Origin of the sequence: Streptomyces cinnabarinus (genome assembly GCF_027270315.1) — a bacterium.
Lineage (GTDB): Bacteria > Actinomycetota > Actinomycetes > Streptomycetales > Streptomycetaceae > Streptomyces > Streptomyces cinnabarinus.
The window spans coordinates 798,633-823,666 of the sequence record NZ_CP114413.1 but is presented as its reverse complement, the minus strand read 5'-3'; the positions used below and the strand labels follow the sequence as shown (position 1 = coordinate 823,666).

At 72.3% G+C, this 25,034-nt stretch carries 23 protein-coding genes and 2 pseudogenes; 11 read left to right on the top strand and 14 right to left on the bottom strand.

The annotated features are described in order from the left end of the window. The first annotated feature begins 42 nt into the window (after nt 1-42). On the top strand, nt 43-750 hold the full coding sequence (locus STRCI_RS03865) for an SDR family NAD(P)-dependent oxidoreductase (protein ID WP_269657393.1): 708 nt from the start codon (nt 43-45) through the stop codon (nt 748-750). On the opposite strand, the pseudogene STRCI_RS03860 reads toward STRCI_RS03865, so the two are convergent. Beyond that, nucleotides 717-968: pseudogene (locus tag STRCI_RS03860) on the bottom strand (LysR substrate-binding domain-containing protein); the annotation flags it as partial. The gene STRCI_RS03865 and the pseudogene STRCI_RS03860 overlap by 34 nt on opposite strands. On the opposite strand from STRCI_RS03860, the pseudogene STRCI_RS43375 reads away from it, so the two are divergent. Further along, nucleotides 954-1,406: pseudogene (locus STRCI_RS43375) on the top strand (ketol-acid reductoisomerase); the annotation flags it as partial. The pseudogenes STRCI_RS03860 and STRCI_RS43375 overlap by 15 nt on opposite strands. On the opposite strand, the gene STRCI_RS03845 reads toward STRCI_RS43375, so the two are convergent. Both STRCI_RS03845 and STRCI_RS03840 read right to left on the bottom strand, forming a co-directional pair. Beyond that, the gene (locus STRCI_RS03845) at nt 1,378-1,788 is read right to left on the bottom strand and encodes a VOC family protein (RefSeq protein WP_269657391.1); all 411 of its coding nucleotides are present in this window, start codon (nt 1,786-1,788) and stop codon (nt 1,378-1,380) included. The pseudogene STRCI_RS43375 and the gene STRCI_RS03845 overlap by 29 nt on opposite strands. A gap of 227 nt (nt 1,789-2,015) precedes the next feature. Continuing rightward, entirely contained in the window at nt 2,016-2,204 is a 189-nt protein-coding gene (locus STRCI_RS03840; protein WP_269657390.1) for a DUF1272 domain-containing protein, read from the bottom strand. Nucleotides 2,205-2,656: 452 nt separating this feature from the next. On the opposite strand from STRCI_RS03840, the gene STRCI_RS03835 reads away from it, so the two are divergent. From STRCI_RS03835 to STRCI_RS03825, 3 genes are read left to right on the top strand one after another with little or no spacing between them, the layout of a single operon-like run. Beyond that, complete coding sequence (locus tag STRCI_RS03835; RefSeq protein WP_269657389.1) at nt 2,657-2,944, top strand: SHOCT domain-containing protein; 288 nt, start codon at nt 2,657-2,659, stop codon at nt 2,942-2,944. Next, complete coding sequence (locus tag STRCI_RS03830; protein WP_269657388.1) at nt 2,941-3,699, top strand: ABC transporter ATP-binding protein; 759 nt, start codon at nt 2,941-2,943, stop codon at nt 3,697-3,699. The genes STRCI_RS03835 and STRCI_RS03830 overlap by 4 nt, the downstream gene beginning before the upstream one ends. After that, nucleotides 3,696-6,257, top strand: a complete 2,562-nt coding sequence (locus STRCI_RS03825; RefSeq protein ID WP_269657387.1) for an ABC transporter permease — start codon at nt 3,696-3,698, stop codon at nt 6,255-6,257. The genes STRCI_RS03830 and STRCI_RS03825 overlap by 4 nt, the downstream gene beginning before the upstream one ends. A 37-nt stretch (nt 6,258-6,294) precedes the next feature. Here the strand turns inward: STRCI_RS03825 and STRCI_RS03820 are convergent, their stop codons facing one another. Together STRCI_RS03820 and STRCI_RS03815 are read right to left on the bottom strand one after the other, a co-directional pair. Then, nucleotides 6,295-6,834: an ATP-binding protein gene (locus STRCI_RS03820; protein WP_269657386.1), complete on the bottom strand. Its 540-nt coding sequence runs from the start codon at nt 6,832-6,834 to the stop codon at nt 6,295-6,297. A 195-nt stretch (nt 6,835-7,029) separates the two neighbouring features. Next, the gene (locus STRCI_RS03815; protein WP_269657385.1) at nt 7,030-7,353 is read right to left on the bottom strand and encodes a hypothetical protein; all 324 of its coding nucleotides are present in this window, start codon (nt 7,351-7,353) and stop codon (nt 7,030-7,032) included. Between the two features lie 335 nt (nt 7,354-7,688). Here STRCI_RS03815 and cds1 point away from each other — a divergent pair, with 335 nt between their 5' ends. After that, nucleotides 7,689-8,813: an L-cysteine desulfhydrase Cds1 gene (cds1, locus tag STRCI_RS03810; protein WP_269657384.1), complete on the top strand. Its 1,125-nt coding sequence runs from the start codon at nt 7,689-7,691 to the stop codon at nt 8,811-8,813. Between the two features lies 1 nt (nt 8,814). On the opposite strand, the gene STRCI_RS03805 is transcribed toward cds1, so the two are convergent. Together STRCI_RS03805 and STRCI_RS03800 are read right to left on the bottom strand one after the other, a co-directional pair. Beyond that, nucleotides 8,815-9,291: an SRPBCC family protein gene (locus STRCI_RS03805; RefSeq protein ID WP_269657383.1), complete on the bottom strand. Its 477-nt coding sequence runs from the start codon at nt 9,289-9,291 to the stop codon at nt 8,815-8,817. A gap of 52 nt (nt 9,292-9,343) precedes the next feature. Further along, a complete protein-coding gene (locus tag STRCI_RS03800; protein ID WP_269657382.1) occupies nt 9,344-10,177 on the bottom strand; it encodes a DeoR/GlpR family DNA-binding transcription regulator in 834 nt (277 codons plus the stop codon). 291 nt (nt 10,178-10,468) lie between these two features. On the opposite strand from STRCI_RS03800, the gene STRCI_RS03795 reads away from it, so the two are divergent. Beyond that, a complete protein-coding gene (locus STRCI_RS03795; RefSeq protein WP_269657381.1) occupies nt 10,469-12,799 on the top strand; it encodes a hypothetical protein in 2,331 nt (776 codons plus the stop codon). Here STRCI_RS03795 and STRCI_RS03790 read toward each other — a convergent pair. The 5 genes from STRCI_RS03790 to STRCI_RS03770 form a co-directional block, all read right to left on the bottom strand. Continuing rightward, nucleotides 12,750-13,142 (bottom strand): VOC family protein, encoded by a 393-nt coding sequence (locus STRCI_RS03790; RefSeq protein ID WP_269657380.1) that lies wholly within the window; start codon nt 13,140-13,142, stop codon nt 12,750-12,752. The two genes, STRCI_RS03795 and STRCI_RS03790, sit on opposite strands and share 50 nt — an antisense overlap. Before the next feature lie 70 nt (nt 13,143-13,212). Next, the gene (locus STRCI_RS03785) at nt 13,213-15,654 is read right to left on the bottom strand and encodes a right-handed parallel beta-helix repeat-containing protein (protein WP_269657379.1); all 2,442 of its coding nucleotides are present in this window, start codon (nt 15,652-15,654) and stop codon (nt 13,213-13,215) included. Between the two features lie 159 nt (nt 15,655-15,813). Further along, nucleotides 15,814-16,422: an Rv1733c family protein gene (locus STRCI_RS03780; RefSeq protein ID WP_269657378.1), complete on the bottom strand. Its 609-nt coding sequence runs from the start codon at nt 16,420-16,422 to the stop codon at nt 15,814-15,816. Between the two features lie 166 nt (nt 16,423-16,588). Further along, nucleotides 16,589-17,416 carry an MOSC domain-containing protein gene (locus STRCI_RS03775; protein WP_269657377.1) on the bottom strand — a complete coding sequence of 276 codons (828 nt, stop codon included), beginning with the start codon at nt 17,414-17,416 and terminating at the stop codon, nt 16,589-16,591. Between the two features lie 42 nt (nt 17,417-17,458). After that, nucleotides 17,459-17,887 carry a DUF6643 family protein gene (locus STRCI_RS03770; protein WP_269657376.1) on the bottom strand — a complete coding sequence of 143 codons (429 nt, stop codon included), beginning with the start codon at nt 17,885-17,887 and terminating at the stop codon, nt 17,459-17,461. A 312-nt stretch (nt 17,888-18,199) separates the two neighbouring features. Here STRCI_RS03770 and STRCI_RS03765 point away from each other — a divergent pair, with 312 nt between their 5' ends. Continuing rightward, nucleotides 18,200-19,492, top strand: a complete 1,293-nt coding sequence (locus STRCI_RS03765) for a TerD family protein (protein ID WP_269664482.1) — start codon at nt 18,200-18,202, stop codon at nt 19,490-19,492. On the opposite strand, the gene STRCI_RS03760 is transcribed toward STRCI_RS03765, so the two are convergent. Continuing rightward, on the bottom strand, nt 19,493-20,674 hold the full coding sequence (locus STRCI_RS03760; protein ID WP_269657375.1) for a glycosyltransferase: 1,182 nt from the start codon (nt 20,672-20,674) through the stop codon (nt 19,493-19,495). Between the two features lie 39 nt (nt 20,675-20,713). Between STRCI_RS03760 and STRCI_RS03755 the strand changes: the two genes are divergently transcribed. Both STRCI_RS03755 and STRCI_RS03750 read left to right on the top strand, forming a co-directional pair. Further along, nucleotides 20,714-21,499 (top strand): glutamate racemase, encoded by a 786-nt coding sequence (locus tag STRCI_RS03755; RefSeq protein WP_269657374.1) that lies wholly within the window; start codon nt 20,714-20,716, stop codon nt 21,497-21,499. 85 nt (nt 21,500-21,584) lie between these two features. Beyond that, nucleotides 21,585-22,130: a hypothetical protein gene (locus tag STRCI_RS03750; RefSeq protein WP_269657373.1), complete on the top strand. Its 546-nt coding sequence runs from the start codon at nt 21,585-21,587 to the stop codon at nt 22,128-22,130. 2 nt (nt 22,131-22,132) lie between these two features. Here STRCI_RS03750 and STRCI_RS03745 read toward each other — a convergent pair whose 3' ends face one another. Then, a complete protein-coding gene (locus tag STRCI_RS03745; protein WP_269664481.1) occupies nt 22,133-23,191 on the bottom strand; it encodes an O-antigen ligase family protein in 1,059 nt (352 codons plus the stop codon). Between the two features lie 228 nt (nt 23,192-23,419). Between STRCI_RS03745 and lnt the strand changes: the two genes are divergently transcribed. Then, nucleotides 23,420-25,030 carry an apolipoprotein N-acyltransferase gene (gene lnt / locus STRCI_RS03740; protein ID WP_269657372.1) on the top strand — a complete coding sequence of 537 codons (1,611 nt, stop codon included), beginning with the start codon at nt 23,420-23,422 and terminating at the stop codon, nt 25,028-25,030. Nucleotides 25,031-25,034 lie beyond the last annotated feature (4 nt).

Sequence of the window (25,034 nt, the reverse complement as noted above, 5' to 3'; positions counted from 1 at the left end):
GACTGCTGGCTGTCCGCACCCCCGCGCCGCAGCCTTGAGGCCATGACCACCACACTCATCACCGGAGCCAACAAGGGCCTGGGCCACGAGACCGCACGCCGACTCCTCGCGACGGGCCACACCGTCTACGTCGGCAGCCGCGACGAGAAGCGCGGCCGCCGGGCCGCCGAGGAACTGGGCGCACGCTTCGTGCGGCTCGACGTCACCGACGACACGTCCGTCGCCGAGGCGGCCAGGACGATCGAGGCCGAGGGCGGCCTCGACGTCCTGATCAACAACGCGGGCATCGAGGGAAGGGCCGAGAACAACAGCGTCCTCGGCCCCGCGGACACCACAGCCGACGTCCTGCGCACGGTGTTCGACACGAACGTCCTCGGCGTCGTCCGCGTCACCCACGCCTTCCTGCCGCTGCTCCAGCGGTCCGCCGCCCCCGTCCTGGTCAACGTCAGCAGCGGCCTGGCCTCGCTGACCCATCTGTCCCACCCGGACCTGCCGCCGGAGTTCTACCCGGGCGTGGCCTACCCGGCCTCGAAAACGGCCGTCAACATGATCACCGTGCAGTACGCGCGGGCGTTCCCGCGGATGCGGATCAACGCCGTCGAGCCCGGCTTCACCGCGACGGACCTCAACGGACGCACGGGCACCCAGACGGTCGAGGAGGGCGCCGAGATCATCGTCCGGATGGCCCAGGCGGGCCCGGACGGGCCGACCGGCGGCTACTTCTCGGCGGAGGGCCCGCTGCCCTGGTGAGCCGCCGCCGGGGCGGTGAGGCTCCACAACGCCGCGACCAGCGGCCGCCGCAGATCCGCCCGCCGCACGCACAACCCGATCGGGAAGTCCTCGGGCGACGGATCCGCGGGAACCACGGCCAGCCGGTCGCGCACCGCGCTGTGCTCCAGTACGAGGCGGGGGACGACGCCCGTGCCACAGCCCAGTGCGACCAGCGTCAGCAGCCCATGTGGTCCGTCGGCGCCGGGGTGCGCGCCCGGCGTGCCGAACGCGCCGTGCCCGTGGAGCCGTTCACCGCCGGGGTGTTCATCGCCACCATGACGGCCGAAATCGACGAGTTCGCCGAACACGGTCACCCCTGGTCGGAGATCGTCAACGAGTAGGTCATCGAGGCGGTCGACTCGCTGCTGCCGTACATGCACGCCCGGGACGTCGCGCACATGGTCGACAACTGCTCCCGCACGGCCCGTCTGGGCGCCCGCCGCTGGGGCCCGCGCTTCCAGGCCGCCTACGAGCAGATCGCCTACCCGGCCGCCCAAGGCCCTGCCGACACGGCCCTGTTGACCGCCTTCGACACCCACCCCGTGCACCCGGCGCTGGCCGCGGCGGCGAAGCTCAGGCCGGCCGTGGACATCGCCGTGGAGCCCGCTACGGGCGGGCGTAGGGCCGGGTCATGATCTCCATGTTGTGGCCGTCCGGGTCGTCGAAGTAGGCGCCACGACCGCCGAACAGACGGTTGATCCGGCCGGGTTCGGTATGGCTCGGGTCGGCGTAGTAGGTGACCCCGACGGCCTCCAGACGGTCGATCATTGTGTCGAACTGCTCCTCGGGTACGAGGAAGGCGTAGTGCTGCGACTGGATCGGCTCGTCCGTCATCTCGTAGTAGTCGAGCGTCACGCCGTTGCCGAGGTCGACAGGCAGGAACGGCCCGAACGGGGCGCCCACCTCCAGCCCCAGGATCGCCGCGATGAACTCTGCGGACAGACTCCGGTCGCTGGCGAGGACGGCGGTGTGGTTGAGGTGAACGGCGTTGGCCGAGGGCTGCTGGTCTTTGGACATGGGTGAGGTATCTCCGGTCTTGGGATCCGCTGGTAGCGGGAAGCTGGAAGAAGTGCGCCCCGTACGGGCGCGGGCAGCGAAGACACGGAGAAATGGGCGGGCCCCTGACCCGCCTCGGGCTCACGCCGAGGCCGGGACCCCAACTCGTGCATGGCTCAAGGCCGACCCGGCAGTCACCCGGCCGATCTTACACAGGGGCGGGCAAGGGCCCCGCCCCTTTTCCGGGCCTAACCCGCGGAGGCGACCCGACGGGGCCTCGGAACCAACTCACCACCGCAGTTGGGGCACACCCCGGCCATAGCCTCACCGCACGGCACGCAGAACGTGCACTCGTAGGAGCAGATGAGGGCGGCACCGTCGGCGGACAGAGCGGCCGTCTCACACCGCTCGCAGCGGTCACGCATTTCCAGGGCCATGATCGAGTGCCTCTCCTCAAGTGATCGTGTTTCGTGTTCCATCCTCCGCGCCCCGGGCGTGGCCGAAAGTGATCGGCGGGACAAAGATCAACACGATCGGGCCAGGCCCAGGGTGCTCACCTGTCTAGGCCTGCGCTGCCCTGACCCTGTCCAGCACCGGTGCTGTGGCGGCCTGGACGGCGTACGCGTACTCCGCATCGCGGTCGAAGCGTGCGAGACGCGGGGCGGCTTCGATCACGTGGGGGAGACCGCCCACGACCCCAAGCTGTTGCACCGAGCCCAGACAGAACCGCACCTTGGGAGCAGCCACCGTCACCCCGCGTACTCCCCGGGAGGTACGCGCACTGCCGCTGCCCGTACGACGACCAGGACCCACCCCGCGAGCCACTGTCGAAGCATCACCGGAAGTCCCTATGGACCGACCGGCCGACTCGACTCGGAGATGACTCACGATGCAGACCCTGGCGCACTTCGCGGACGGCGGCCCCGGCCCGTGGATCCTGTTCTTCCCGCTCATCTGGGCCGTCGTGATCATCGGCGGCATCACGCTCCTGCGCCGCACCGTCTGGCGCGGCCGCGGCCGCGGTGGCCCCCGCAGGACGGCCGTCGACGACCACTCACCCATCACCGTGCTCGGCCACCGCTTCGCCTCCGGTGAGATCGACGAGGACGAGTACTGGCGCCGACTGTCCGTCCTGGACGAGCAGTTCGGCCGCACCGGCAAGGGCGGTGCGGCATGACCGCCACAGCCGCCACGACCCTCGCCCGGACGGCCGCCCGCGTCGTCGACGCCGTGAAGGTGTACGGCAGCGGCGACACGGCCGTCCGGGCCCTGGACGGAGTGAGCGTCGACTTCCCGGCCGGACGCTTCACCGCGATCATGGGCCCCTCGGGCTCCGGCAAGTCCACCCTCATGCACTGCGCCGCCGGCCTCGACACCCTCACCTCGGGCGCCGCCCACATCGGCGACACCGACCTGGGCGCCCTCGACGACCGGCGGCTGACCCTCCTGCGCCGAGACCGCGTCGGCTTCGTGTTCCAGGCGTTCAACCTGGTGCCGACGCTCACCGTCGCCGAGAACATCACCCTGCCCCTGGACCTGGCGGGCCACCGGGGCGACCCGGAGTGGATCGACGCGCTCATCGATGTCGTCGGCCTGCGCGACCGACTCCACCACCGCCCCGCCGAGCTCTCCGGCGGCCAGCAGCAACGCGTCGCCGTGGCCCGGGCCTTCGCCGGACAGCCGGACGTGGTGTTCGCCGACGAGCCGACCGGAAACCTCGACTCCCGCTCCGGCGAGGAGGTCCTCGGCCTGCTCGGGCGCGCGGCCCGCGACACCGAGCGCACGGTCGTCATGGTCACGCACGACCCGGTCGCCGCCGCCCATGCCGACGAGGTCGTCTTCCTCGCCGACGGCCGGCTGGTCGACCGTATGTCCGCACCGACCGCCGAGAAGGTCCTGGACCGGATGAAAGCCTTCGAGGTGCCCTCATGAACGCCTCCGTCCGCCTCAGCGCGTCCTCCCTGCGCGCCCACAAGCGCCGCTTCGCGGGTACGTTCGTCGCGGTCTTCCTCGGCGTGGCCTTCCTGGCCGGAACCCTCGTCATGGGCGACACCCTGCGCGCCGGCTTCGACACCATGTTCGGCAACGCGACCAGCGGCACCGACGCCGTCGTGCGCAGCGCCGACGCCATCACCACACCCGGCGAGAGCGAGGGCGTACGGGAACCGGTCGCCACCGATCTCGCCGAGACCATCGAGGACATCCCGGGCGTGGCCGCCGCCGAGCCCAGCATCGAGGGCGCGGGGCAGCTCGTCGGCCGCGACGGCGACCCCATCGGCGGCCAGGGCCCGCCCACCCTCGCCGGGAACTGGATCACCGACCGCGAGCTCAACTCCTACCAACTCGCCGAGGGCCGCGCCCCGCAGAAGTCCGGCGAGGTCGTCGTCAACCGCGGAACCGCCGAGCGCGGCGACCTGAAGCTCGGCGACCGGACCACCCTGAGCACCCCGGACCCGGTCGAGGTCACGATCGTCGGCCTGGCGACCTTCGGCGGCGAGGACGGCATGGCCCAGGTGACCTACACCGGCATGACCCGCTCCGACGCCGAGAAGTACCTCACCGCCCGCCCCGGCGAGGCGGCGACGATCCTGGTACGGGCAGGGCCCGGCGTGAGCCAGCAGCAACTGGTGGACCGCCTGACCCCCGCCCTCCCGCAGGGAGTCGAGGCCATCACCGGCCAGGAGTCGGCCGAGGAGAACACAGAGATGATCTCCAGCCAGTTCCTGACCGTCTTCACCACCTTCCTCCTGGTCTTCTCCGGCGTAGCCCTCCTCGTGGCGACCTTCTCCATTCACAACACCTTCGCGATCGTCGTGGCCCAACGCACCCGCGAGAACGCCCTGTTGCGAGCCCTCGGCGCGTCCCGCCGCCAAGTCACGACCGCCACCCTCATCGAGGCGACCGCAGTGGCCGTCACCGCCTCCCTGGCGGGCCTGGCCGGCGGCGCAGGCATCGCGGCCGGACTCCAGGCCCTCTTCCCGGCGATGGGATTCCCTTTCCCGGAAGGTGAGTTGGTGATCAGCGCCGTCTCCATGACCCTGCCGTTCGCCGTCGGCGTGGCGGTCTGTCTGGGCTCCGCGCTCCTGCCCGCGGTCCGCGCGGGCCGCACCGCCCCCTTGGCCGCACTGCGTGAGACGGCGGTCGACACCTCCGGAGCCTCCCGCGCCCGAGCGGTCACCGGCCTGGCCCTCGCGGCCGGGGCGATCGCCGCAACCCTGACCGGAGTCCTGGCGACCCCGAACGTCTGGCTGGCGGGCACCGGAGCAGCCGTGTCCCTGGCGGCCTTCGTGGTCCTGGGCCCCGTAGCCTCCACCACAGCCATCCGCGTTCTCGCAGGCCCCCTCGCCCGCCTTCGCGGAGTCACCGGCGGACTGGCCCGCCGAAACGCCCTGCGCACCCCGAAGCGCACGGCCGCCACCGCAAGCGCGCTGATGATCGGCGTGGCCGTGGTCTCTCTCTTCACCGTCTTCGGAGCCTCTCTCAAGGCAACCATGGACCAGACCGTCTCCCGCTCCTTCGCGGGCGACGTCGCCGTGAGCGCGCCCTCGTTCGGTGCGGGCGGCAGCGGCCTGAGCCCCCGGCTCGCCGACGCGGTCCAGCGGCTGCCCGAGGTCGACACGGCGGTGGGCCTGGGCCGGGGTGCCGCCGAGGTCGACGGCAAGGGCCGGGCACTGACCGTCACGGACCCCGTAGCCCTGCAACGCACCTTCGACCTGGGCGAGATCAGCGGCTCACTGCGCGCCCTGGGCACCGACGGCATAGCGATCACCGAGAACGAGGCGGACAAGCACCACCTCACCACCGGCGACAAGACGGACCTGACCTTCACCGACGGCGACACGGAGACCTTCACCGTCCGAGCGGTCTACGGCCAGTCCGAACTCGCGGGCGACTACGTCATCACCCGAGCCGCCTGGGCCCCGCACCGCACCCAGGACGCGGACACCCTGATCGCGGTGACCTTCGCGGACGGAGTGAGCACGGCCGAGGGCAGTGCAGCCGTGGAGAACGCGGCCATGGCCTACGGCAGCCCCGACGTCCAGACCCGTGACGAATACGCCCAGTCGGCAGCCGGAGCCATCGACATGATGCTGACCCTGGTCTACGCGCTACTGGCGCTGGCGGTCCTGATAGCACTCCTGGGCATAGCCAACACCCTCACCCTGGCAACCCACGAACGCACCCGCGAGCTGGGCCTGCTGAGGGCTGTCGGCCAGACCCGATCCCAACTCCGGGCCATGGTCCGCTGGGAGTCGATCCTGGTGGCGGCCTTCGGCACGACGGGCGGTCTGGCGCTGGGCGCGTTCCTGGGCTGGGTCCTGGTGGAGGCCTCGGACGGAGCGAGCGACAGCGCCTTCGCGTTCGCCGTACCACCGCTCCAACTGCTCGTGGTGGCCCTGGTAGGCGTCACAGCGGGAGCCGTGGCGGGTCTGCGCCCGGCAAGCCGCGCGGCAAGGCTGAACGTACTGCGGGCGATAGCGACCGAGTAGCGGCCCTAAGGGCTGAACAACCCCCCTCACCGCCCGGTCAGCCGACAACGGCCGACCGGGCGGGAGCATGCTCGGGCCGGCGCAGGTCGACCCGCGGCCCGATGTCCGTGAACCGAGGGGTGGGCTTGTCCAGCACCGCCCGCCGTGGCGGACGCGCCGCCGCTCGGGTGGACGTCGGCGTGGGCAGGGAGAACCACACGACCTTCCCCGACTCTCCGTCCGGCCGTACGCCCCAGCTCTCGCTGACCGCGGCGACCATCGCGAGGCCCCGGCCACACGTGGCGAGGGGGGCGACGTCCTCGATGTCCTCCACGACCGGCAGACGCGGGTCGTGGTCGCGCACGGAGACGGTGAGCCGGTCAAGCAGCAGCTCGATCTCCACGGTGCACGTCTTGTCGGGCTGTGCGTGCTGGTGGACGTTGGTCAACAGCTCTGTCACACCGAGCGCCGCCCGGTCTATCAAGGGGTCAAGATGCCAGTAGCGCAACTGCGCAGATACGATTCTGCGGACCTGGCCGATCCGCGACGGCAGGGCTTGGAGCTCCACCGTGCAGTGCCTGCTTGGGTGACTGATCACGGCTGCGACTCCCCGACTTGAGGTCCGGAAGAACACGGGATTCGGATCGATCCAGCAGGGAGTCCGCGTACAACGGCCGCCTGCTGACATGACCGGCGGCTGGTTCGCAGCGTTATCGCCGGTAAACCCTGAGTGACGTGAGACCAGAGTGACGCAGGGGTTGCGGTACCGCAACTCGCCGTCGCCGAGAGCCTCTCAGCGGTTGCGCCCCGCCGCCTTCCGAACCGCCTCGATGAACCGCCGCGCCGCGGGCGGGCCGGGCTCACCGGGCGCCGGGTCGTGGTCGCCCAGGGTCAGCAGGTACCGCTTGCCGTTGAGGTCCGCGAGCGCCCGGTCCTCCGGGGCGAACCAGGGCCTGGACGCGCGGACGGCCTGCACCGGCGCGCTGTCGATCTCGCTGCCGTAGCTGGTGAGCAACTCAAGCCGGCCGTCGTTGATCCGGACCTGTCCGGCCCGGGTGAGCGAGCGCAGCCGCTTCCCGATCCGCACGCCCGTGGCCGTGAACTCCGGCTCCGCCATGCCGTCCCGCCCCCTTGTGCGTGTCGGTCTGCCGGACCGTAGGGCCTGCGTGGGCGAGGTCCGGCTGGTGTCGTGATCCAGTGTGCGCCTTCGGTGCAGTCTGCCCGCACCCGGCGTCGAGCACCAGTGCGTACGGCGAGGTGGCCGCCCAGGCCGGAGCACTCGTCCGAATGCGCCCCCACCCCGGCACCCATGCCGTGCTCCACCCCGTCCCCAGGGTGGCCTTTGAGGCGCTCAAAGGTGTGTTTATGCAGGTGAGAAGCGTGCGTAAGGTGTCTATGATCGGGGCGTCGGCCGCGCCGGACACCCTCGGCGCGCAGCGTAAGGAGCCCGCCGTGAGCACCCCCCACCTGACCCGCACCGGCGAAACCCTCGATGTCGACCACAGCGACGTCGCCTATCGGAGCTGGCTGAAAGAGGCCGTCCGTAAAGTGCAGGCCGACGCGAACCGTTCGGCCGACACGCATCTGCTGCGCTTCCCGCTGCCGGAGAAGTGGGGCATCGACCTGTACCTGAAGGACGAGTCGACCCACCCGACCGGCAGCCTCAAGCACCGCCTCGCCCGCTCGCTCTTCCTCTACGGACTGTGCAATGGCTGGATCCGGCCTGGCCGCCCGGTGATCGAGGCGTCCAGCGGTTCGACGGCGGTCTCCGAGGCGTACTTCGCGAAGCTGATCGGTGTGCCCTTCATCGCCGTCATGCCCCGCGCGACGAGCGCCGAGAAGTGCCGACTGATCGAATTCCACGGCGGGCGGTCCCACTTCGTGGACGACCCGCGCACCATGTACGAGGAGTCCGCCCGTCTCGCGGTGGAGACCGGCGGCCACTACATGGACCAGTTCACCTACGCGGAACGGGCCACGGACTGGCGCGGCAACAACAACATCGCCGAATCCATCTTCCGCCAGCTGGAGTTGGAGCGTTTTCCGGAGCCCGCGTGGATCGTCGCCACGGCCGGCACCGGCGGCACCTCCGCGACCATCGCCCGGTACGTCCACTACACGCAGCACGACACCCGGATCTGTGTCGCCGATCCCGAGAACTCCTGTTTCTTCGAGGGCTGGACTACCGGCGATCCGGACGTCACCTGCGACTGCGGTTCACGAATCGAGGGCATCGGGCGACCCCGGATGGAACCGAGTTTCGTGCCCGGCGCGATCGACCGCATGATGAAGGTGCCGGACGCGGCGAGTGTCGCGGCCGTGCGGGCGCTGGAGAAGGCCATCGGCCGCAGGGCGGGCGGCTCCACCGGCACCGGGCTGTGGAGCGCGCTGAAGATCGTCGCCGAGATGGTGGCCGAGGGCCGTCAGGGCAGTGTGGTCACCCTGCTGTGCGACCCGGGCGACCGCTACCTGGACAAGTACTACTCCGACGCCTGGCTCGCCGAGCAGGGCCTGGACATCCAGCCGTACACGGAGGCCATCGAGGCGCTGCTCAAGACGGGCGTCTGGCCCTCCTGACTCACCGCGCGGCCAGCAGCCGGTCCAGCGAGGTGACCGCGTCCCGGAAGGACCGGCCGAGACCGGGACGCGCCGCCCTCAGCAGCATTCGGAAGGGTGCCGGGCCGTCCGCCGCGAACGTCCAGCGGACGCGCGTGCCCGTCCCGGCCGGTGCCAGGCGCCACTCCTCGACCAGGGCGCGCGGGCCCGGTGCGTTGGTCGCGTCCACCCGGTAGGCGTACACCTCGGGCCGCTCCGCCACCAGGACGCTCTCCTCGAAGCGGACGCCACCGCGCAGGTGGATCCGGCGTCCCGGCCAGGGCTCCTCGACCGGCTCGGCACGCGTCACCGCGGCGAACCACCGGGTCCAGCCGGGCACATCCTCGGCGAGGGCGTGGAAGACGGCGTCGGGCGGGGCGGAGAGTTCGCGGGTGAAGACCAGTCGTACCGGAGCGGTCTCGACGAAGTCGAGCCCCTCGTGCCGCAGTCGGCGGAGCATGGACGCAACCCCCTTGGCAATGGCCGGAAACGCCACCCTAGTTGACGTCGCGTCAGCTGTCTGCGGCGTCGTCCTCGGGCTCACCCGCCACGACCAGCCGCCGCAGCTGCTCCGACACCTGCGCACGGGCCTCGGCCGGGAGCCCGCGGTCCGTCACCAGCGTGTCCACCTGGTGCAGCGCCGCGAACGAACTCAGCCCCACCACACCCCACTTGGTGTGGTCGGCGACCACCACGACCCGGCGCGCCGACTGCACCAGCCGGCGGTTGGTCTCCGCCTCGGCGAGGTTCGGCGTGGACAGACCGGCCTCCAGCGATATCCCGTGCACGCCGAGGAAGAGCACGTCGAAGTGGAGTGCCGCGATGGCCTGGTCGGCGACCGGGCCGACGAGCGAGTCGGAGGGGGTGCGCACCCCGCCGGTCAGTACGACCGTGGCCGCGCCCTGCCGGGGGCCCGAGGTGCGCTGCGCGACATGGAAGACATCGGCCACCCGCACCGAGTTGGTGACGACGGTCAGGTCGGGCACGTCCACCAGCTGATGCGCCAGCGCGTACGTTGTCGTACCGCCCGACAGCGCGATGGCCGCGCCCGGCGCCACCAACTGCGCCGCGGACCGCGCGATGTCCTCCTTGGCCGTCAGCTCCAGGCCCGACTTGGCCTCGAAGCCCGGCTCATGGGTGCTCGCCTCGACCACCGGGACGGCGCCGCCGTGCACCTTCTCCAGCACGCCCTGCCGGGCCAGCGCGTCGAGATCACGGCGCACGGTCATGTCCGACACGCCGAGCTTGCGGGTGAGCTCATTGACCCGAACCCCGCCACGCCGCCGGACCTCGTCCAGGATCAGGGCGCGGCGCTGCTCCGCGAGGAGGTTCTGATTCTCACTCACGTACGCTCCGGTTCCTTTCGCCTCAAGCCGTCCCGCCCGCGCCGCGTACCCGCTCCGACAAGGAAGTTCTGCTGGTTCGGGGGCGCGGACGTCCCATCCTCGCACGCCGTGCCGCGGCATGCGCCACCGACCGGCACGACGCGCGCATGTCACCCTCGCATCATCCGTTCCCCGCATGTCACCCGGATCGGGGAGATTCCGTGACGAGGGGTGTGAGCCGCCCGTTCAGCGGCGATCCTGGTGCCCGCACGGACACAAGCCGACGGCTCGTCACGGGGGAAGTGCGAAACAGTGGAGCGCGCGCCAGAACATGCCGCGGCCGCCGAGCGGCGGCCCGGTGAAGCGGACATCGCCCTGGAGCTCCTGGTCCACGGCGTGGGCGGGACCACGCCCGAGGACATGCTCGGTGATCCCCGCACCGAGCGGATCACCGGTGACGACACCGCGGCCGTCTTCCGGCGCGCCGACGACACCGACGCCGAGTCCCGCCCGGACGACTACCGGGACCGGCCGGTCCCGGAGGCGTACGTCTGGTGCAACCTCACCTCCGGCAACGGCGCCCGCGCCCTGTGGCTGTTGCTGCTGCCGTTCATGGTGGTCAACCTCGCCCACTGGATGCGCCCCAGCGCCCGCGGCCGGGTCCGCACGGTCCGCCTGTACGGCCTGCTCGTCCGGCTCGCCGGGCTCTCGCTGACCGTCCTGCTCGTCGCCGCCGCGTGCGAGGTCGCCCTCGACCTCACCGCCTGGCAGTGCGCGGGCACCCGCGCGTGCGCCGACCGGCACTCCTGGCTGGGCTTCCTGTCGCCCGAGGTGTCGAACAACGGCTGGTGGAGCCCGCCCGGCCGCCGTCTCGCCCTCGCCGCCCTGGTGCCCCTCGCCCTCACCGGACTGCTCTGGTACCTCTCCCACCGCACCTGGAGCGCGTACGAGTCCCAGGAGCCCCGCGTCGGCGGAGAGCGACCCGACGAGGAGACCGACCGCACCGCCCTCGGCCGCCCCGGCTTCTGGTACGGCCGCCGTCTGGTGGCCCGGCTGCGTGCCGCGCACACCGCTGCGGGCCTGTTGACGGTCGCCGCCGCGGTGGGCCTGCCCGCGGCCCGCTTCGACCACCGCTCCGGCGGCCCCATCGCCCTCGACGCGCTCGGCCGCCTCCTGGAGGCGGCCCTCCTGGCCGCGGCGGCCGTGGTGATCTGGGTGGTCTGCCGCCGGGGCCGCAGCGAGAACCGCCTCGACCAGCACCTCGACGACCGTCTCGTACGCCGTCTCCCGCTCGGCTGTCTCGCCCTGCTGGCCCTCACCCTCGGCTACGCCGCCTGGGCGCGCCCGGGGTGGGTGTCGAGCGGCCGGCTCCCCGGCGACGCCACCTTCGGCGCCCTCGCCTTCGTCCAGGGCCTGCTCGTCATCGTCCTGGGCGTGATCGCCCACGCCCTGCACCGTACCCACCCCGACGCACGGGCCGCGATCCGGGGCCTCGGCGGGCCCGCCGTCGCGATGCTGGCCTGCGCCCTCGGAGGGGTGATGTCGGGCGGTGTCGCCCAGCGCGTCGCCGACTGGCTCGACGGCACGCATGTGTCGATCCCCGGCCCGCCCGTCCTGCTGACCTGGCAGGCGTCCGTGATCCCGCCCCTGCTGCTGCTCGTGCTCCTGCTGTGCGGGGGGCTCGGCCGGCGGACCTGGCGCCTGGCCCGCGCCGAACGGGCCGCCGTGGAGCGTGACCACCGGGGCGAGCCCGAGGACAGCACGCGCAGCCGCCGTATCGCCCGCACCCGTGCGATGGCCACGCTCACCGACCGGGGACCGCTGCTCGTCGCGGTCGTCTCCACCACGACCCTGCTCCTCGGCGCGGGAGCGCTGGTAGGTGCCCTGGCCACCGACAGGACACCGGCCGCGGCCACCGAACCGGCGCCCGCCTTCGTCCAGGGCGCCGCCGAGACCGCCCAGGCCCTCGGGTCCTGGCTGATCGGCCTCGGCTTCATACTGTTCGTCACCTGGGGCCGACGCGCCTACAAGGACGCCTCTGCCCGCCGCACCATCGGCATCCTCTGGGACGTCGGCACCTTCTGGCCGCGCGCCGCCCACCCCTTCGCCCCGCCCTGCTACGCAGAACGCGCGGTACCCGACCTGACCTGGCGGATGGCCACCTGGACCGAGGCCACCGGCGGACGGCTCGTCCTGTCCGGCCACTCCCAGGGCAGTGTCCTGGCCGCGGCCGCCGCCTGGCAGCTGAAACCGTCCGTCCGCAAACGCGTCGCCCTGCTGACCTACGGCTCACCCCTGGAGCGCCTCTACGGCCGCTGGTTCCCGGCCCACTTCGGCCCGGCCGCGCTCAGCGCCCTGCACCACGACGTCGACTGCTGGCGCAATCTGCACCGGCCCACCGACCCCATCGGCGGCCCGGTGCTGCTCCCCGGCGAATGCGGCCCCGAAGTGGACCGCGACGCCCTCAAGGACCCGCTGGCCTACGGGCGCACCGAAGCGCACCCCCTGCCCGCGCCGATCCTCGGGCACTCCGACTACCAGGCGGACCCCGCCTTCGCCGAGGAACGCGAACGCCTCCTGGCCCGGCTGCGCGCTACATCGATCCCGACAGCACGGACAGAACGTTCCCCGCGGGATCCTTGAACCAGGCGATGTCCGGCCCCTGCATCTGGTCCTGTCCTGCGCTGCGGGCGATGTTCTTGTCGTCCTGCCCGAAGCCCTCGTACCTCTCGAACGTCACTCCACGGGCGACCAGCTCGGTGACGGCCTTGTCGATGTCGTCCACGGGGAAGTTGAGGATCGTGAACGAGGCCGGCGTGTGGTTGTCCTTCGGGTACACGAACACATCGGTGTCCCCGCCGAGGTGCAGGGTCAGCATCCCGCCCGTCTCGGACACCCGCAGGCCGAGGGTGGTGCCGTAGAACTCCTTGGCCCTGCCGATGTCGTCCACCGAGAAGCCGCTGAATGCCTTGCTCTCTCCCAGCATGACCGTCGCCTTTCCGCGTGCGCGCTCTGCGTCACGTCGTCACGGCAGCCATGCTCCCCGGCCGACGCGGTCACGGCGACTCGGGCAGATCCTCCGCGTAGAGCAGCGTCAGATCGTCCGTGCTGGGCTCCTCCAGCTGGGCGACCCGGCTCGCATGCCGCTCCACCATCGCCTCGAAGGTCTGCCGCGCGGTGCGGCCGTTGCCGAACGCGGGTCCCTTGGGCATCGCCGTGAAGTAGGTGAGCAGCGCCTCGGCGGCGCCCGGCGCCAGCCGGTACTCGTGCTCCTCGGCCTGCTGCTCGACGATCCGCAGCAGTTCCTCGGCGTTGTAGTCGCAGAAGGTGATGGTTCGCGAGAAGCGGGACGCCACACCGGGGTTGACGGAGAGGAACCGCTCCATCTCCGCCGTGTAGCCCGCGACGATCACCACCACCGCGTCGCGGTGGTCCTCCATCAGCTTGACCAGGGTGTCGATGGCCTCCTTGCCGAAGTCCCGGCCGGAGTCCTCCGGTGAGAGCGCATAGGCCTCGTCGATGAACAGCACACCGCCGCGCGCCTTGTCGAAGGCCTCCTGGGTGCGGATCGCGGTGGAGCCGATGTGCTCGCCGACCAGGTCGACCCGGGACACCTCGACGAGATGGCCCTTCTCCAGGACCCCGAGCGAGGCGAGGATCTCGCCGTAGAGCCGGGCGACCGTCGTCTTTCCGGTGCCGGGGGAGCCGGTGAAGACCAGGTGCCGCTTGACGGAGGCGGCCTTCAGACCGGCCTGCTGGCGGCGCCGGCCGACCTCGATCATGTCGGTCAGCGCCCGTACCTCGCGCTTGACGCTGTCCAGGCCCACCAGCGCGTCCAGTTCACCGAGGACGGCCTTGGAGGTGCGGGCCGGCTGCTCCGGCGCCTCGGGCGTGATCAGCGGCTCCTGTTCGGTGGTGCGCTGACCGGGGATCGCGCCCAGCAGGCCCGGCGACTGACTCGCCGTCTGCACGGCCGTCTCCCGGGGAGCGGTGGGCGGGCGCACCCCCGCGCTCTCGTCGCTGGTGCAGTCCTCGACGACGGGACCGGTGCCGGCGCCCGCGTCGGGGCCGCTGTCGGCGAACTCGTAACCCCCGCGCGCGCACCGCTCCGTCCGGCACTTCCGCAGCGTCGTACGGCAGCCGTCGATCACATGGAAGCCGTATCCGGCGCTGCCGGTGACCCGGCAGTTCAGGAAGGAGCCGCGGCCGCCCGCCGACACGTAGAAGCCCGCTTCCGCGGGGGAGTCGACGGTGCACCGCTCGATGGTGGGGTCGGCGCCCTTGGTGACGATCACTCCGGTCTGCACGCCGTCCAGCGTGCAGTTGGCGAGGGTGCCGCCGCTGCCGTGGTCGCGGAACCAGGCGCCGGTCGCCGCGTCCCGGATACGGCAGTCGTCGAGTTGGGCGGTGGCGCCGTCGCTGACCGACACGGCCGTGTTGCGGACCTGGGTGAGATCGCTGTCGACGACATCCGCGCGGGAGCCCCGGTCCAGGACGAACAGGGCGTCCGGCACGTCGTGCACCCGGCAGGAGTCGAGTACGGCGGTGGCGCCGTCGCTGACCCAGACGGCCGGGTAGTCGCCGGTCGAGTCGAAGATCTCGCACTGGTTGGCGTCCACGCGGGTGCCCGGGTCCCACACCGACAGTCCGTTGCGCCCGAACTGCCGCACGCTGGTACGGGTCAGCGTCAGCACGGAGCGGGAGCGCAGGTCGACCGCGTTCTCCGGGATGTCGTGGATACGGCAGTCGGCGAGGGTGAGGACCGCGTCCGTGTCGAGCGTGACGCCGTCCGCGGTGGTGCGGTGCACATCGCAGTCGGTGAGGTGGGCGGTGGCGCGGCCGGAGATCTGCACCCCGCTGCCCCGGACCTCGTAGATCTCGCAACCGACCGCTTCCAGCGCGGAGTTCTCCCCGGTCGCGGAGAGTCCCGAGCCGGAGGTGTGGTGCACCCGGCAGCGTTCGAGACGGGGGTGGGCCCCGCCGCGCACCGCGACCCCGGACTGCCCGGCCGAGACGACCTCGCACTCCTCGAACACCCCGCCCCCGCCGTCCACCACGGCGATGCCGATGCCCGCGGGGTTGTCGACGGTGCAGCGCCGCACGGCCGGCCGGGCTCCGCCGCGCACCTCGATCCCGGCCGCGGAGCGGGTGACGACCCGCAGGTCCACCAGCTCGGGCGCGCCCTCCTCGACGAGGACGGCGGGCGCGGCCGCGTCCTGGCCCTCCACATGCAGGTCCTGGACGACCGCCGAGGCCCGCACGGTCAGCGGCACACCGTCCAGGGGAGCGATCCGCACCGAGCCGGGGGAGCCCTCGGGGCCGCGCAGGGTCACCGGCCGCTGGACGACGAGGTTCTCCCGGTAGGTGCCGGGCGCGATGGTGAGGACGTCACCGTCGGCGGCGGCCTGAAGCGCTGCGGCGAGCGACGCGTACTCACCCGTGCGGCGCCGCCACCGCGAAGCGCCGGTGTGTGTCACCTGGACCGTGCCCTGTGCCATGGCGTTGTTGTGCCCCCACCTCGGTCGTACTGATGGCTCGTCGCCTCCGGGGCGCTCCAGTCACCCAGGAGGCCGGCTCGCTCGGGTCCTCGCCGAAGAGTCGGCGCGGTCCACCGTAGCGTGTGCGCAGGTCCCTGGTTGACCAGAGGCGGAAGGCGGTCAGCTGCCGGTCCCGGTGCGGCCCCAGTCCGGTCCCGCCCGGTCCCATGCCTGGTCCCAACGGGCGTACCGGCGGCGGACCATGCGCCAGACGATCAGCCTTCTGGCCGATTCGATCATGCCGATCGCCAGCAGGGCAGCGCCGAATCCGGCCAGCACGGCATGGGTGGTGGCGGTCGCCGAGTCCAGCGGGCGGGCGGCGATGCGGCCCTGACGGTCCGTCCAGATCGTGAAGTGCTCCCCGGGCTGCGGGTCGTCGATCCGCGCGGTGACCTGGCCGTGGTGCGGGGTGCCGTCCGGGGCGGTCCAGTCGGCCAGCACGCGGGTGCGGACCTCCCGTCCGGTGGCGGCGGTCTCCGGGTCGGAGTTGAGCGGGGAGTCGCCGAGGACCTCGGTCACGGTCGCGGTCACCAGGTGGCGGGAGGCGTGCTGTTGGCGCACGGACTCCTGGAGGGCGTCCTGCGCGACGGCGCCGACCGTCGCTCCCGTCACGGGGGCCAGGACGAGGAGGAGCAGCAGGGCGCCGAACGCCACCCATGCCTCGGCCAGATCGGTCGCCCGGCGCAGCGGGTTGTGCCGCCAGCGCCAGAGCCCACTGATCGCTCGCACCCTCCCGCACCCCCTTCCCGCTCCGTGATAACCCCCCGCGGAGCCGCTCACGCGCGATCCCGGTCGAGAGAGAGCGAAATCACCTACGCCGGAGCCTCTCATGAACCGCTCGCGAAAGACTCAACGCACGGACCGGCGCCCCCGGTTCCCACTCGTTCGTCAGGGCCTACGCGAGGACCCTGACCGGATCGCCGACCCGGATCGTGCCGCCGGTCAGCGGGACCAGGTTCTGCCCGAAGACGAGCTTGCCGCCGATGCGCCGGTGCCGGGCGAGGGAGAGCAGGGGCTCCTTGCCCCGCGCGGCGGTGCCCTGGTCGGTGGTGGTCACCACGCACCGTCCGCACATCTTGGCGACCCGGAAGGTGACGTCGCCGATGGCGAGGCGCGACCAGTCGTCCTCGGCCCAGGCGTCGGTGCCGTCGACGACGACATTCGGCCGGAAGCGGTTCATCGGCAGCGGGCCCTCGTCCGCGTGATCGCCCGTGGCGATCAGCGAGTTGAGGGCGTCCAGCGAGGCGGTCGAGGTGAGCAGCAGCGGGTAGCCGTCGGCGAAGCCGACGGTCTCGCCGGGGAGCGCGAACTCCGGGTCGACGGGCCGGCGCGTGGCGGGGTCGTCCAGGTGTACCAGCCGTGCCGGGGCGCCGAGGTAGGCGCTGCACCAGGTGTGCACGGCGTCGTCCTCGGCGGGGACGGCCTCGACCTTGTCGCGGAAGATCTCCACCGGGACGGTCGCGACCGGCTTCGGCACCGGGACGGTCAGCGGCTCCATCCCGGGCGCGGACAGCCGAAGGCCGCCGCCGGGCAGTAGCTCGGCGGCGGCCAGGGCGAGGCGAGGCTGCTGGCGTTGCGTGACGACCTTTCCCCCGTCGTCGATCAGCGTCCAGCGACGGTCACCGGTCAGCCCCCAGGGCTCCACGACGGCTTCCCGGGGCGCGAAGCCCCGGAACGCCTTGACCGGATGAACGTGTATCGCGTGCAGTTGAGCGTTCCCCATGGGGTCATCGTGCCAGGTGGCACCGACCGGCCGGGGAACGGCTCAGTAGCCGCGGTACTGCTGGTTGTTGTACGGGTCCTGGTACGACGGGGCCGCGGGCCGGGGCGCCGCGGGACGCATCGCCTCGTAGCCCATGGGCGCCGCGGGGCGCGGCTGCTGGGGCTGCGGACCGGGATAGCCGCGAGGCGCTGCCGCCTGCTGCGGGATGTACGCCGCGGGGGCCTGTTGCAGCGGTGCGGGCTGCTGCGCCTGCGGGTAGCCGTAGGAGGGCTGGGACGGAGCGGCCGGCAGGGCCGGGAGCGCCGACGGCAGCGCGGGCAGGTAGCTGCCCGGGGTGTCGTAGGCCGCGGGGACCCGGATCGGGGCGATCTGCGGGGTGCCCCGCTCGGCCACGAGCGAGTCGTAGATCGGGGTGTCCGGGAAGGAGGCGCTGTAGTAGCCGCCGCCATAGGTGGAGCGGGGGGAGGTCATGGCACATAAGTTAAGCCCACGATGTGCTGGTTGGGGAGACCGATAAGAGGGTTGTTTTCCGTGTCGGCGGTGACGTGGGATCGCCAATGCGAGCGAACTTGGCAAAAAAGGGCATCGAACGGCGCTCGGATCCTGTAAAGGCCGAGTTCCGAGGGGGTTACCGGGGGTTGGCCAGCGATCTTCGCCGACGCCTTGTAGGTGTTCCGCGCGCGTGGGGAATAGGTTGGCCCCCTGCGGGACCGAAGAACGGAACCGAATGGATCTGCCGGGGCTGACCTGGCGCGCTGACACGTGATGGGGGCGGACATGTCAATGCCGAAAGGGTCGAATGTTCCGGTGCCGACGACGGCACTTCGCGTCGAATTGGGGTGGCGTTCCGGGCCGGGCGTGCCCGACGCGGACGCCTCGGCGCTGTTGCTGGTCGGCGGGAAGGTCCGGTCCGACGCGGACTTCGTCTTCTACAACCAGCCGGTGCACTCCTCGAACGCGGTCCGGCACGAGGGCAAGCGGGACGCCGGCGGCCGGGTGACCGACACCGTTCTCGTGGACCTCGCGCGCGTGGAGCCCGCGATCGAGACCGTCATCCTCGCCGCCTCCTCCGACGGCGGTTCCTTCGGCCAGGTCCCCGAGCTCGCCATCGAGGTCAAGGACGCTGCCCAGGGCACCTCGGTCGCCCGCTTCGACAGCACCGGCGCCACCGTCGAAACCGCCTTCGTGCTGGGCGAGTTCTACCGCCGCCAGGGCGCCTGGAAGTTCCGCGCCGTCGGCCAGGGCTACAGCAGCGGCCTGGAGGGGCTGGCCACCGACTACGGCATCACGGTCGACGAGCCCCAGCCGGCCGCCCCGGCCCCCGCGCCCGTCGCCCCGACGCCGACCATGCCGCAGGTTCCCGTGACCCCGGCGGCCACCATGCCGCCCCCGCCCGCGATGCCCCCCACCGCTCCGCCCCCGCCGTCGACGGCCCCGGTCAGCCTCAGCAAGGTGACGCTCACCAAGGCCGCCCCGGCGGTCTCGCTGACCAAGCAGGGCGGTACCTCGGGCGCCCTGCGCGTGAACCTCAACTGGGAGGTGCGCAAGCAGTTCTCGGGCTGGGCGAGCAAGCTGGGCCGCCCGGTCGCCATGCACAGCGACCTCGACCTCGACCTGTGCGCCCTGTACGAGCTCGCCGACGGCAGCAAGGGCGTCGTCCAGGCCCTCGGCAACGCCTTCGGCGCCCTGAACCAGCCACCGTTCATCCTGCTCGACGGCGACGACCGCACCGGCGCCATGGCCAGCGGCGAGAACCTGACCGTCAACCTCGACTTCCAGCAGGCCTTCCGGCGCATCCTGGTCTTCGTCACCATCTACGAAGGCGCCCGCTCCTTCGCCGACCTGCACGCCACGGTCACCCTCACCCCGCAGTTCGGCGCCCCGGTGGACTTCTCGCTCGACGAGTGCACGGTCCCCTCGACGGTGTGCGCGCTGGCCCTGATCACCAACACCGGCAGTGACCTCGTCGTCCAGCGCGAGGCCCGCTACCTGGTGCCCGATCGCGGGGTGAGCCCGCAGCGGACGGTCGATTACGCCTACGGCTGGGGCATGAACTGGACGCCCGGCCGCAAGTAGTCAGCCCTCGTCGGGCACCGCGTCCGGACGTGTGTAGGTGCGGCCCTTCCAGGCCGCACCGCGCCCCCGGTAGTGCTGCACGGCGGAGTCGAGCGTCATCAGCAGATAGAGGAACGCGGTGAACGGCAGCAGGGGAGCGAGCCACAGCGGCTGGCGGTAGTAGCGGAGCATCGGCAGGTAGGTCCCGGTCATCACCAGCCACGCCAGCCCGCCGACGGCCTTGGCCACCGGATCCCCGACGGCCAGTGCCACCGGCGGTACCAGATACACGAGCGCGAGCCCGGCGACCGTACCGGCGAGCAGCAGCGGGTTGTGCCGCAGTTGCGCGTAGGCGCTGCGGGAGACCATCCGCCACAGGTCGTGCAGCCGTGGATACGGCCGCACACTGTCCACCCGGTCGGCCAGGCCCAGCCAGATGTGCCCGCCGCCGCCCTTCACCGCGCGGGCCAGCGCCACGTCGTCGATGACGGCGTGCCGGATCGCGTCCGGGATCCGGGCCCGCTCCGCCGTGTCCGCGCGCAACAGGACACAGCCGCCCGCCGCGGCCGCCGTACGCGTCCCCTTCTTACCGATCCGGCGGAACGGATACAGCTGCGCGAAGAAGTAGACGAAGGCCGGGACGACCAGCCGCTCCCAGCGGCTCTCCACGCGCAGCCGCGCCATCAGCGAGACGGCGTCGAAACCGCCGGTGCCGGCCGCGGCCACGAGCCGGCGGAGGCTGTCCGGCGCATGGGCGATGTCGGCGTCCGTGAGCAGCAGGTACTCCGGCTCACGCGCGCGTGCCAGAGCGATGCCGTGGCGCACCGCCCACAGCTTTCCGGTCCAGCCGGCGGGCGGTTCACCGGGCGAGCCCACGGTCAGCGGGAGGCCGCCGTACCGGGCGGCGAGTTCGCGCGCCAGCTCGCCGGTGCCGTCGGAGCTGCCGTCGTCGACCAGGAAGACCTCGGCCCGGCCCGGATAGTCCTGCGCCAGCAGCGTGGGCAGGCTGTCGGGGAGCACCGCCGCCTCGTCGCGGGCCGGGACGACCACGCACACCGGTGGCCACGCGCGCGGTTCGCGCCGGGCGGGCAGCCGGATGTCCGTGCGCCAGAAGAAGCCCTGACAGAGCAGCAGCCACAGCCAGGCGGCGAGTGATCCGACGGCGATCCACACGAAGGCGCTCACCCGCGCAGTCTGCCCCACGCCACCGGCCCGCAAGGGGCCATCGTCTATCGTGGCCGGGTGAAGATCGCGCTGATGGACTCCGGAATCGGCTTGCTCGCGGCCACCGCCGCGGTACGACGGCTGCGGCCCGACGCAGATCTCGTCCTCTCCCTCGACCCGGACGGCATGCCCTGGGGACCGCGCACGCCGGAGGACCTCACCCGGCGGGCCGTCGCCGTAGCCGAGGCCGCCGCGGCCCACCGCCCCGAGGCCCTGATCGTCGGCTGCAACACCGCGACCGTGCACGCCCTGCCCGCCCTGCGGGCCCGTCTGGAACCGGGCATCCCGGTGATCGGCACGGTCCCCGCGATCAAGCCCGCGGCGGCCGGCGGCGGACCCGTCGCGATCTGGGCCACGCCCGCCACCACCGGCAGCGCCTACCAGCGAGGCCTCATCGAGGACCACGCGGACGGAGTACGGGTCACCGAGGTGCCCTGCCACGGGCTCGCCGAGGCCGTGGAGCGCGCCGACGAGGCGGCGATCACCGCCGCCGTGGCCGCGGCCGCCAGCCTGACCCCCGACAACGTGACCACCGTCGTCCTCGGCTGCACCCACTACGAGCTGGTCGCCGAGCGCATCCGCGCCGCCGTGCAGCGTCCCGGGCTTCCGCCACTCGTCCTGCACGGCTCCGCCGGAGCGGTCGCCGCCCAGGCGCTGCGCCGGATCGGCGAGCAGCCCGCGCCCGCTGCGGACCCCGTCGGCACCCTCACGGTGCTGCTCAGCGGACGCGCGGGCACCCTGCCCGAGCCCGCCCTGGCCTACGCCGAGGGACGCCTTCTGCAGGCGGTCACCCCGGCCGGATGACGCGGACCGGCAGGAACGCCCACGTGGCCCAGTCACCCTGCGCAACGAGGTACCCGCGCAGCGAAACCTGAGTAACCTCATTGCCATGAGGGACCACCCCCACGGCGAGCACGCGCCGCACCCCGACGTCTGGACCGGACGGGCCACCAACCGCGTCCAGTGGCTGCTGGCGCTGGTGGGGGCGGCCTGCATGGCGCTCGGCGTCGAGCTGGCCGTCGACTCGGCGTGGACCTCCGGCGTCGCCCCGCTCGCGATGGCCGTCGTCGGCTGTATCGCGGCCGGTCTGCTCGTTCTCTTCGGCACCCTGGCGTTCGTGCACGTCGCCCTGAAGGTCGACAAGGAGTGCCTCGAAGTGCGCTGCGGCCACATGGGCGTGCCGCGCCGCCGGATCCCGCTGTCCGATGTCGTCGGCGCCGACTTCGCGCCGCTGGTCACCCCCCGCCACTGGGGCGGCTGGGGCTACCGCTGGCGGCCCGAGAAGGGCACCGCCGTCGTCGTACGGCGTGGTGAGGGCATCGTGCTGCGGCTCTGGGACGGCCACACGTTCACGATCACGGTGGACGACGCCGAGGCGGCCGTACGGGTGATCAGGGCCCGGTTGCGCGCGGGCACCCCGGGCACCGCGCACTGACCTCAGACCGTCCGGCGGGGGCGGGCCTCCGGCACGGTGGAGGGTGACGTCTCGGGCATCGGACGGGCCGTGGCCAGTCCGGCCAGCAGTCCCGCGCCCACCGACACCGTGGTGAAGCTGAGCGCGTTGCCGACCGTGGCGATCGCCGCGAGCCCCGTCAGCGCCGCCCCTGCGGTGAGCACGACGGGTGTCGGCCGCGGAGCGCGCCAGAGCGCGAAGAGCACCCAGCAGAACGCGGCGGCCAGCAGCACCAACCCGACGACGCCCTGTTCGGCGGCCTGCTGCAAGGGCGCCGAGTGCGGTTTGCCGTCGGAGAGCAGGGTGCCGGTGGCCGTGGAGCTCAGCTCCCCGAAGCGTCCGGGGCCCACGCCCAGGGCGGCGTCCTGCTCCGCGAGACTCAGGGCGTCGTGCCACAGGTCGAGGCGGTGCCCGGTGAGCTGGCCCTCCAGCGAGGCGGAGAGCCCGTCCGGCACCGCTCTCCCGGCGACGGCCCAGGTCACACCGGTCACCAGGGCCGTGGTCAGGGCCAGTCCGGCGATGCCGAGGCCCCGGTTCGGCATCTTGCCGGCGGCGAGGGAGCACAGTAGTACGGCGGAACAGACGACGAGTCCCGAGGTGGAGCCGAGGACGGCCGCGGTCACCGCGATCCCGGCGGCCAGCAGGCGCAGGGCGAGCCGCAGGGCGGGCGCCTTGGCGGCCCAGGCGGCGCAGCAGGCGGCGCCCGCGGAGAGGGTCAGCAGGGCGGCCGTGGCACCGGCCTGGCCGAGCGGCGTGACGATGTCGGGGTCCGGGCCGAGCCGGGGGAGGGTGACCGTCAGGGCCACTCCGACGAGCGCCGCGGCACCGGGCGCGGCGACCGGCAGCAGCGCGCCGCCGATCCGGCCCGCGGCGTAACCGGCGGCGACGGCGAGGATCGCGAGCAGCACACCCTCGGGGCGGCCGTCCTGCACGGTGGCCGTGACCAGGGACCAGGTGGCGCAGGCGCCGAGCACCACGACACCCGCCGCGTCAGAAACGTTTCGTCTCTCTCCGACGTCATCGGCACCGGCCGCAGACGTCATCCCCGTGGCACCCACCCCGACCGACCCCCGCAACCCGGTCGCCCCCCGACCGGTGGCGAAACGCTCCGCCACGGCCCTGACCGGCTCGTACGACACTTGCTCCGGCACACCGTAACGGTAGATGGACGATTTGTGGACGTCTTGGGAGGGAGCGATGTGGCACAGCGGCCGCCGCCCCCTCACCGACCGCGCTGTCGGTGCCGAGGCCGACCGCCGTACACTCCCACAGTGACCGTCACCGCAACCTCCGTGGACGAGTCGGACCAGGTGAAGCCGCTCTCGCCCGCCCCGCGCCGGGTGTGGCTCGAACGCCTGCTGCCGGCTCTCGCAGCCGCGCTCTTCGGAGTGCTGCTCTACGTCAGCTTCCCGCCGCGCACCCTGTGGTGGCTGGCGGTGCCCGCCTTCGCCGGGTTCGGCTGGCTGCTGCGCGGCCGCAGCTGGAAGGCGGGTCTCGGTCTCGGTTACCTCTTCGGTCTGGGCTTCCTGCTGCCACTGCTGGTGTGGACGGGCGTGGAGGTGGGCCCCGGGCCCTGGATCGCGCTCGTGGTCATCGAGGCGGTCTTCGTGGCGCTGGTCGGCGCCGGCGTCGCCGTGGTCTCCCGGCTGCCGGGCTGGCCCGTGTGGGCCGCCGCGCTGTGGATCGCCGGGGAGGCGGCACGCGCGCGTGCGCCGTTCAGCGGCTTCCCCTGGGGCAAGATCGCCTTCGGCCAGGCCGACGGTGTCTTCCTGCCGCTCGCCGCGGTCGGCGGCACCCCCGTGCTCGGCTTCGCGGTCGTCCTGTGCGGCTTCGGCCTGTACGAGGTGGTCCGGCTCGCCGTGGAACGGCAGCGCACCCGGGCCGTCCAGCGGTCCGCCGCGGCCGTGGCCCTGCTGAGCGTCGCGGTCCCCGTCGCCGGGGCGCTGTCCGCCCGGCCGCTGGTCAGCGACAAGGCCGAGAACGGCACCGTCACCGTGGCGGTCATCCAGGGCAACGTCCCCCGCGCGGGACTGGACTTCAACTCCCAGCGCCGGGCCGTGCTCGACTACCACGCGCGGGAGACCGAGCGGCTCGCCGCCCAGGTCAAGGCGGGCAAGGTCGACCGGCCCGACTTCGTGCTCTGGCCGGAGAACTCCTCCGACATCGACCCCTTCGCCAACGCCGACGCCCGCGAGGTCATCGACACCGCGGCGAAGGCCATCGGCGCGCCGATCTCCGTCGGCGGCGTGGTGGAGCGGGACGGCAAGCTGCTCAACGAACAGATCCTGTGGGACCCGGCCAAGGGCCCGCTGCAGACGTACGACAAGCGGCAGATCCAGCCGTTCGGCGAGTACCTTCCGCTGCGGTCCATGATCGGGGCGATCAACTCCGAGTGGACGTCGATGGTCCGCCAGGACTTCAGCCGGGGCAGCGAGCCGGGCGTGTTCGACATCGACGGCACCAAGGTCGGCCTCGCCACCTGCTACGAGGCCGCCTTCGACTGGGCCGTGCGGGACACCGTCACCGACGGCGCGCAGATGATCTCGGTGCCGAGCAACAACGCCACCTTCGACCGCAGTGAGATGACCTACCAGCAGCTCGCCATGTCGCGGGTGCGCGCCGTCGAGCACAGCCGGACCGTCACGGTCCCGGTGACCAGCGGGGTCAGCGCGATCATCATGCCGGACGGGACGATCACCCAGAAGACCGGCATGTTCGTCGCCGACTCGCTGGTGCAGGAGGTGCCGCTGCGCTCCTCCGAGACGCCCGCCACCAAGCTGGGCATCCTGCCGGAGATGGCCCTGGTGCTCATCGCCGCGGGCGGGCTGGGCTGGGCGATCGGCGCCGGAGTGCGCAGGAGGCAGGACGCACCGGCCCGTTAGGGTC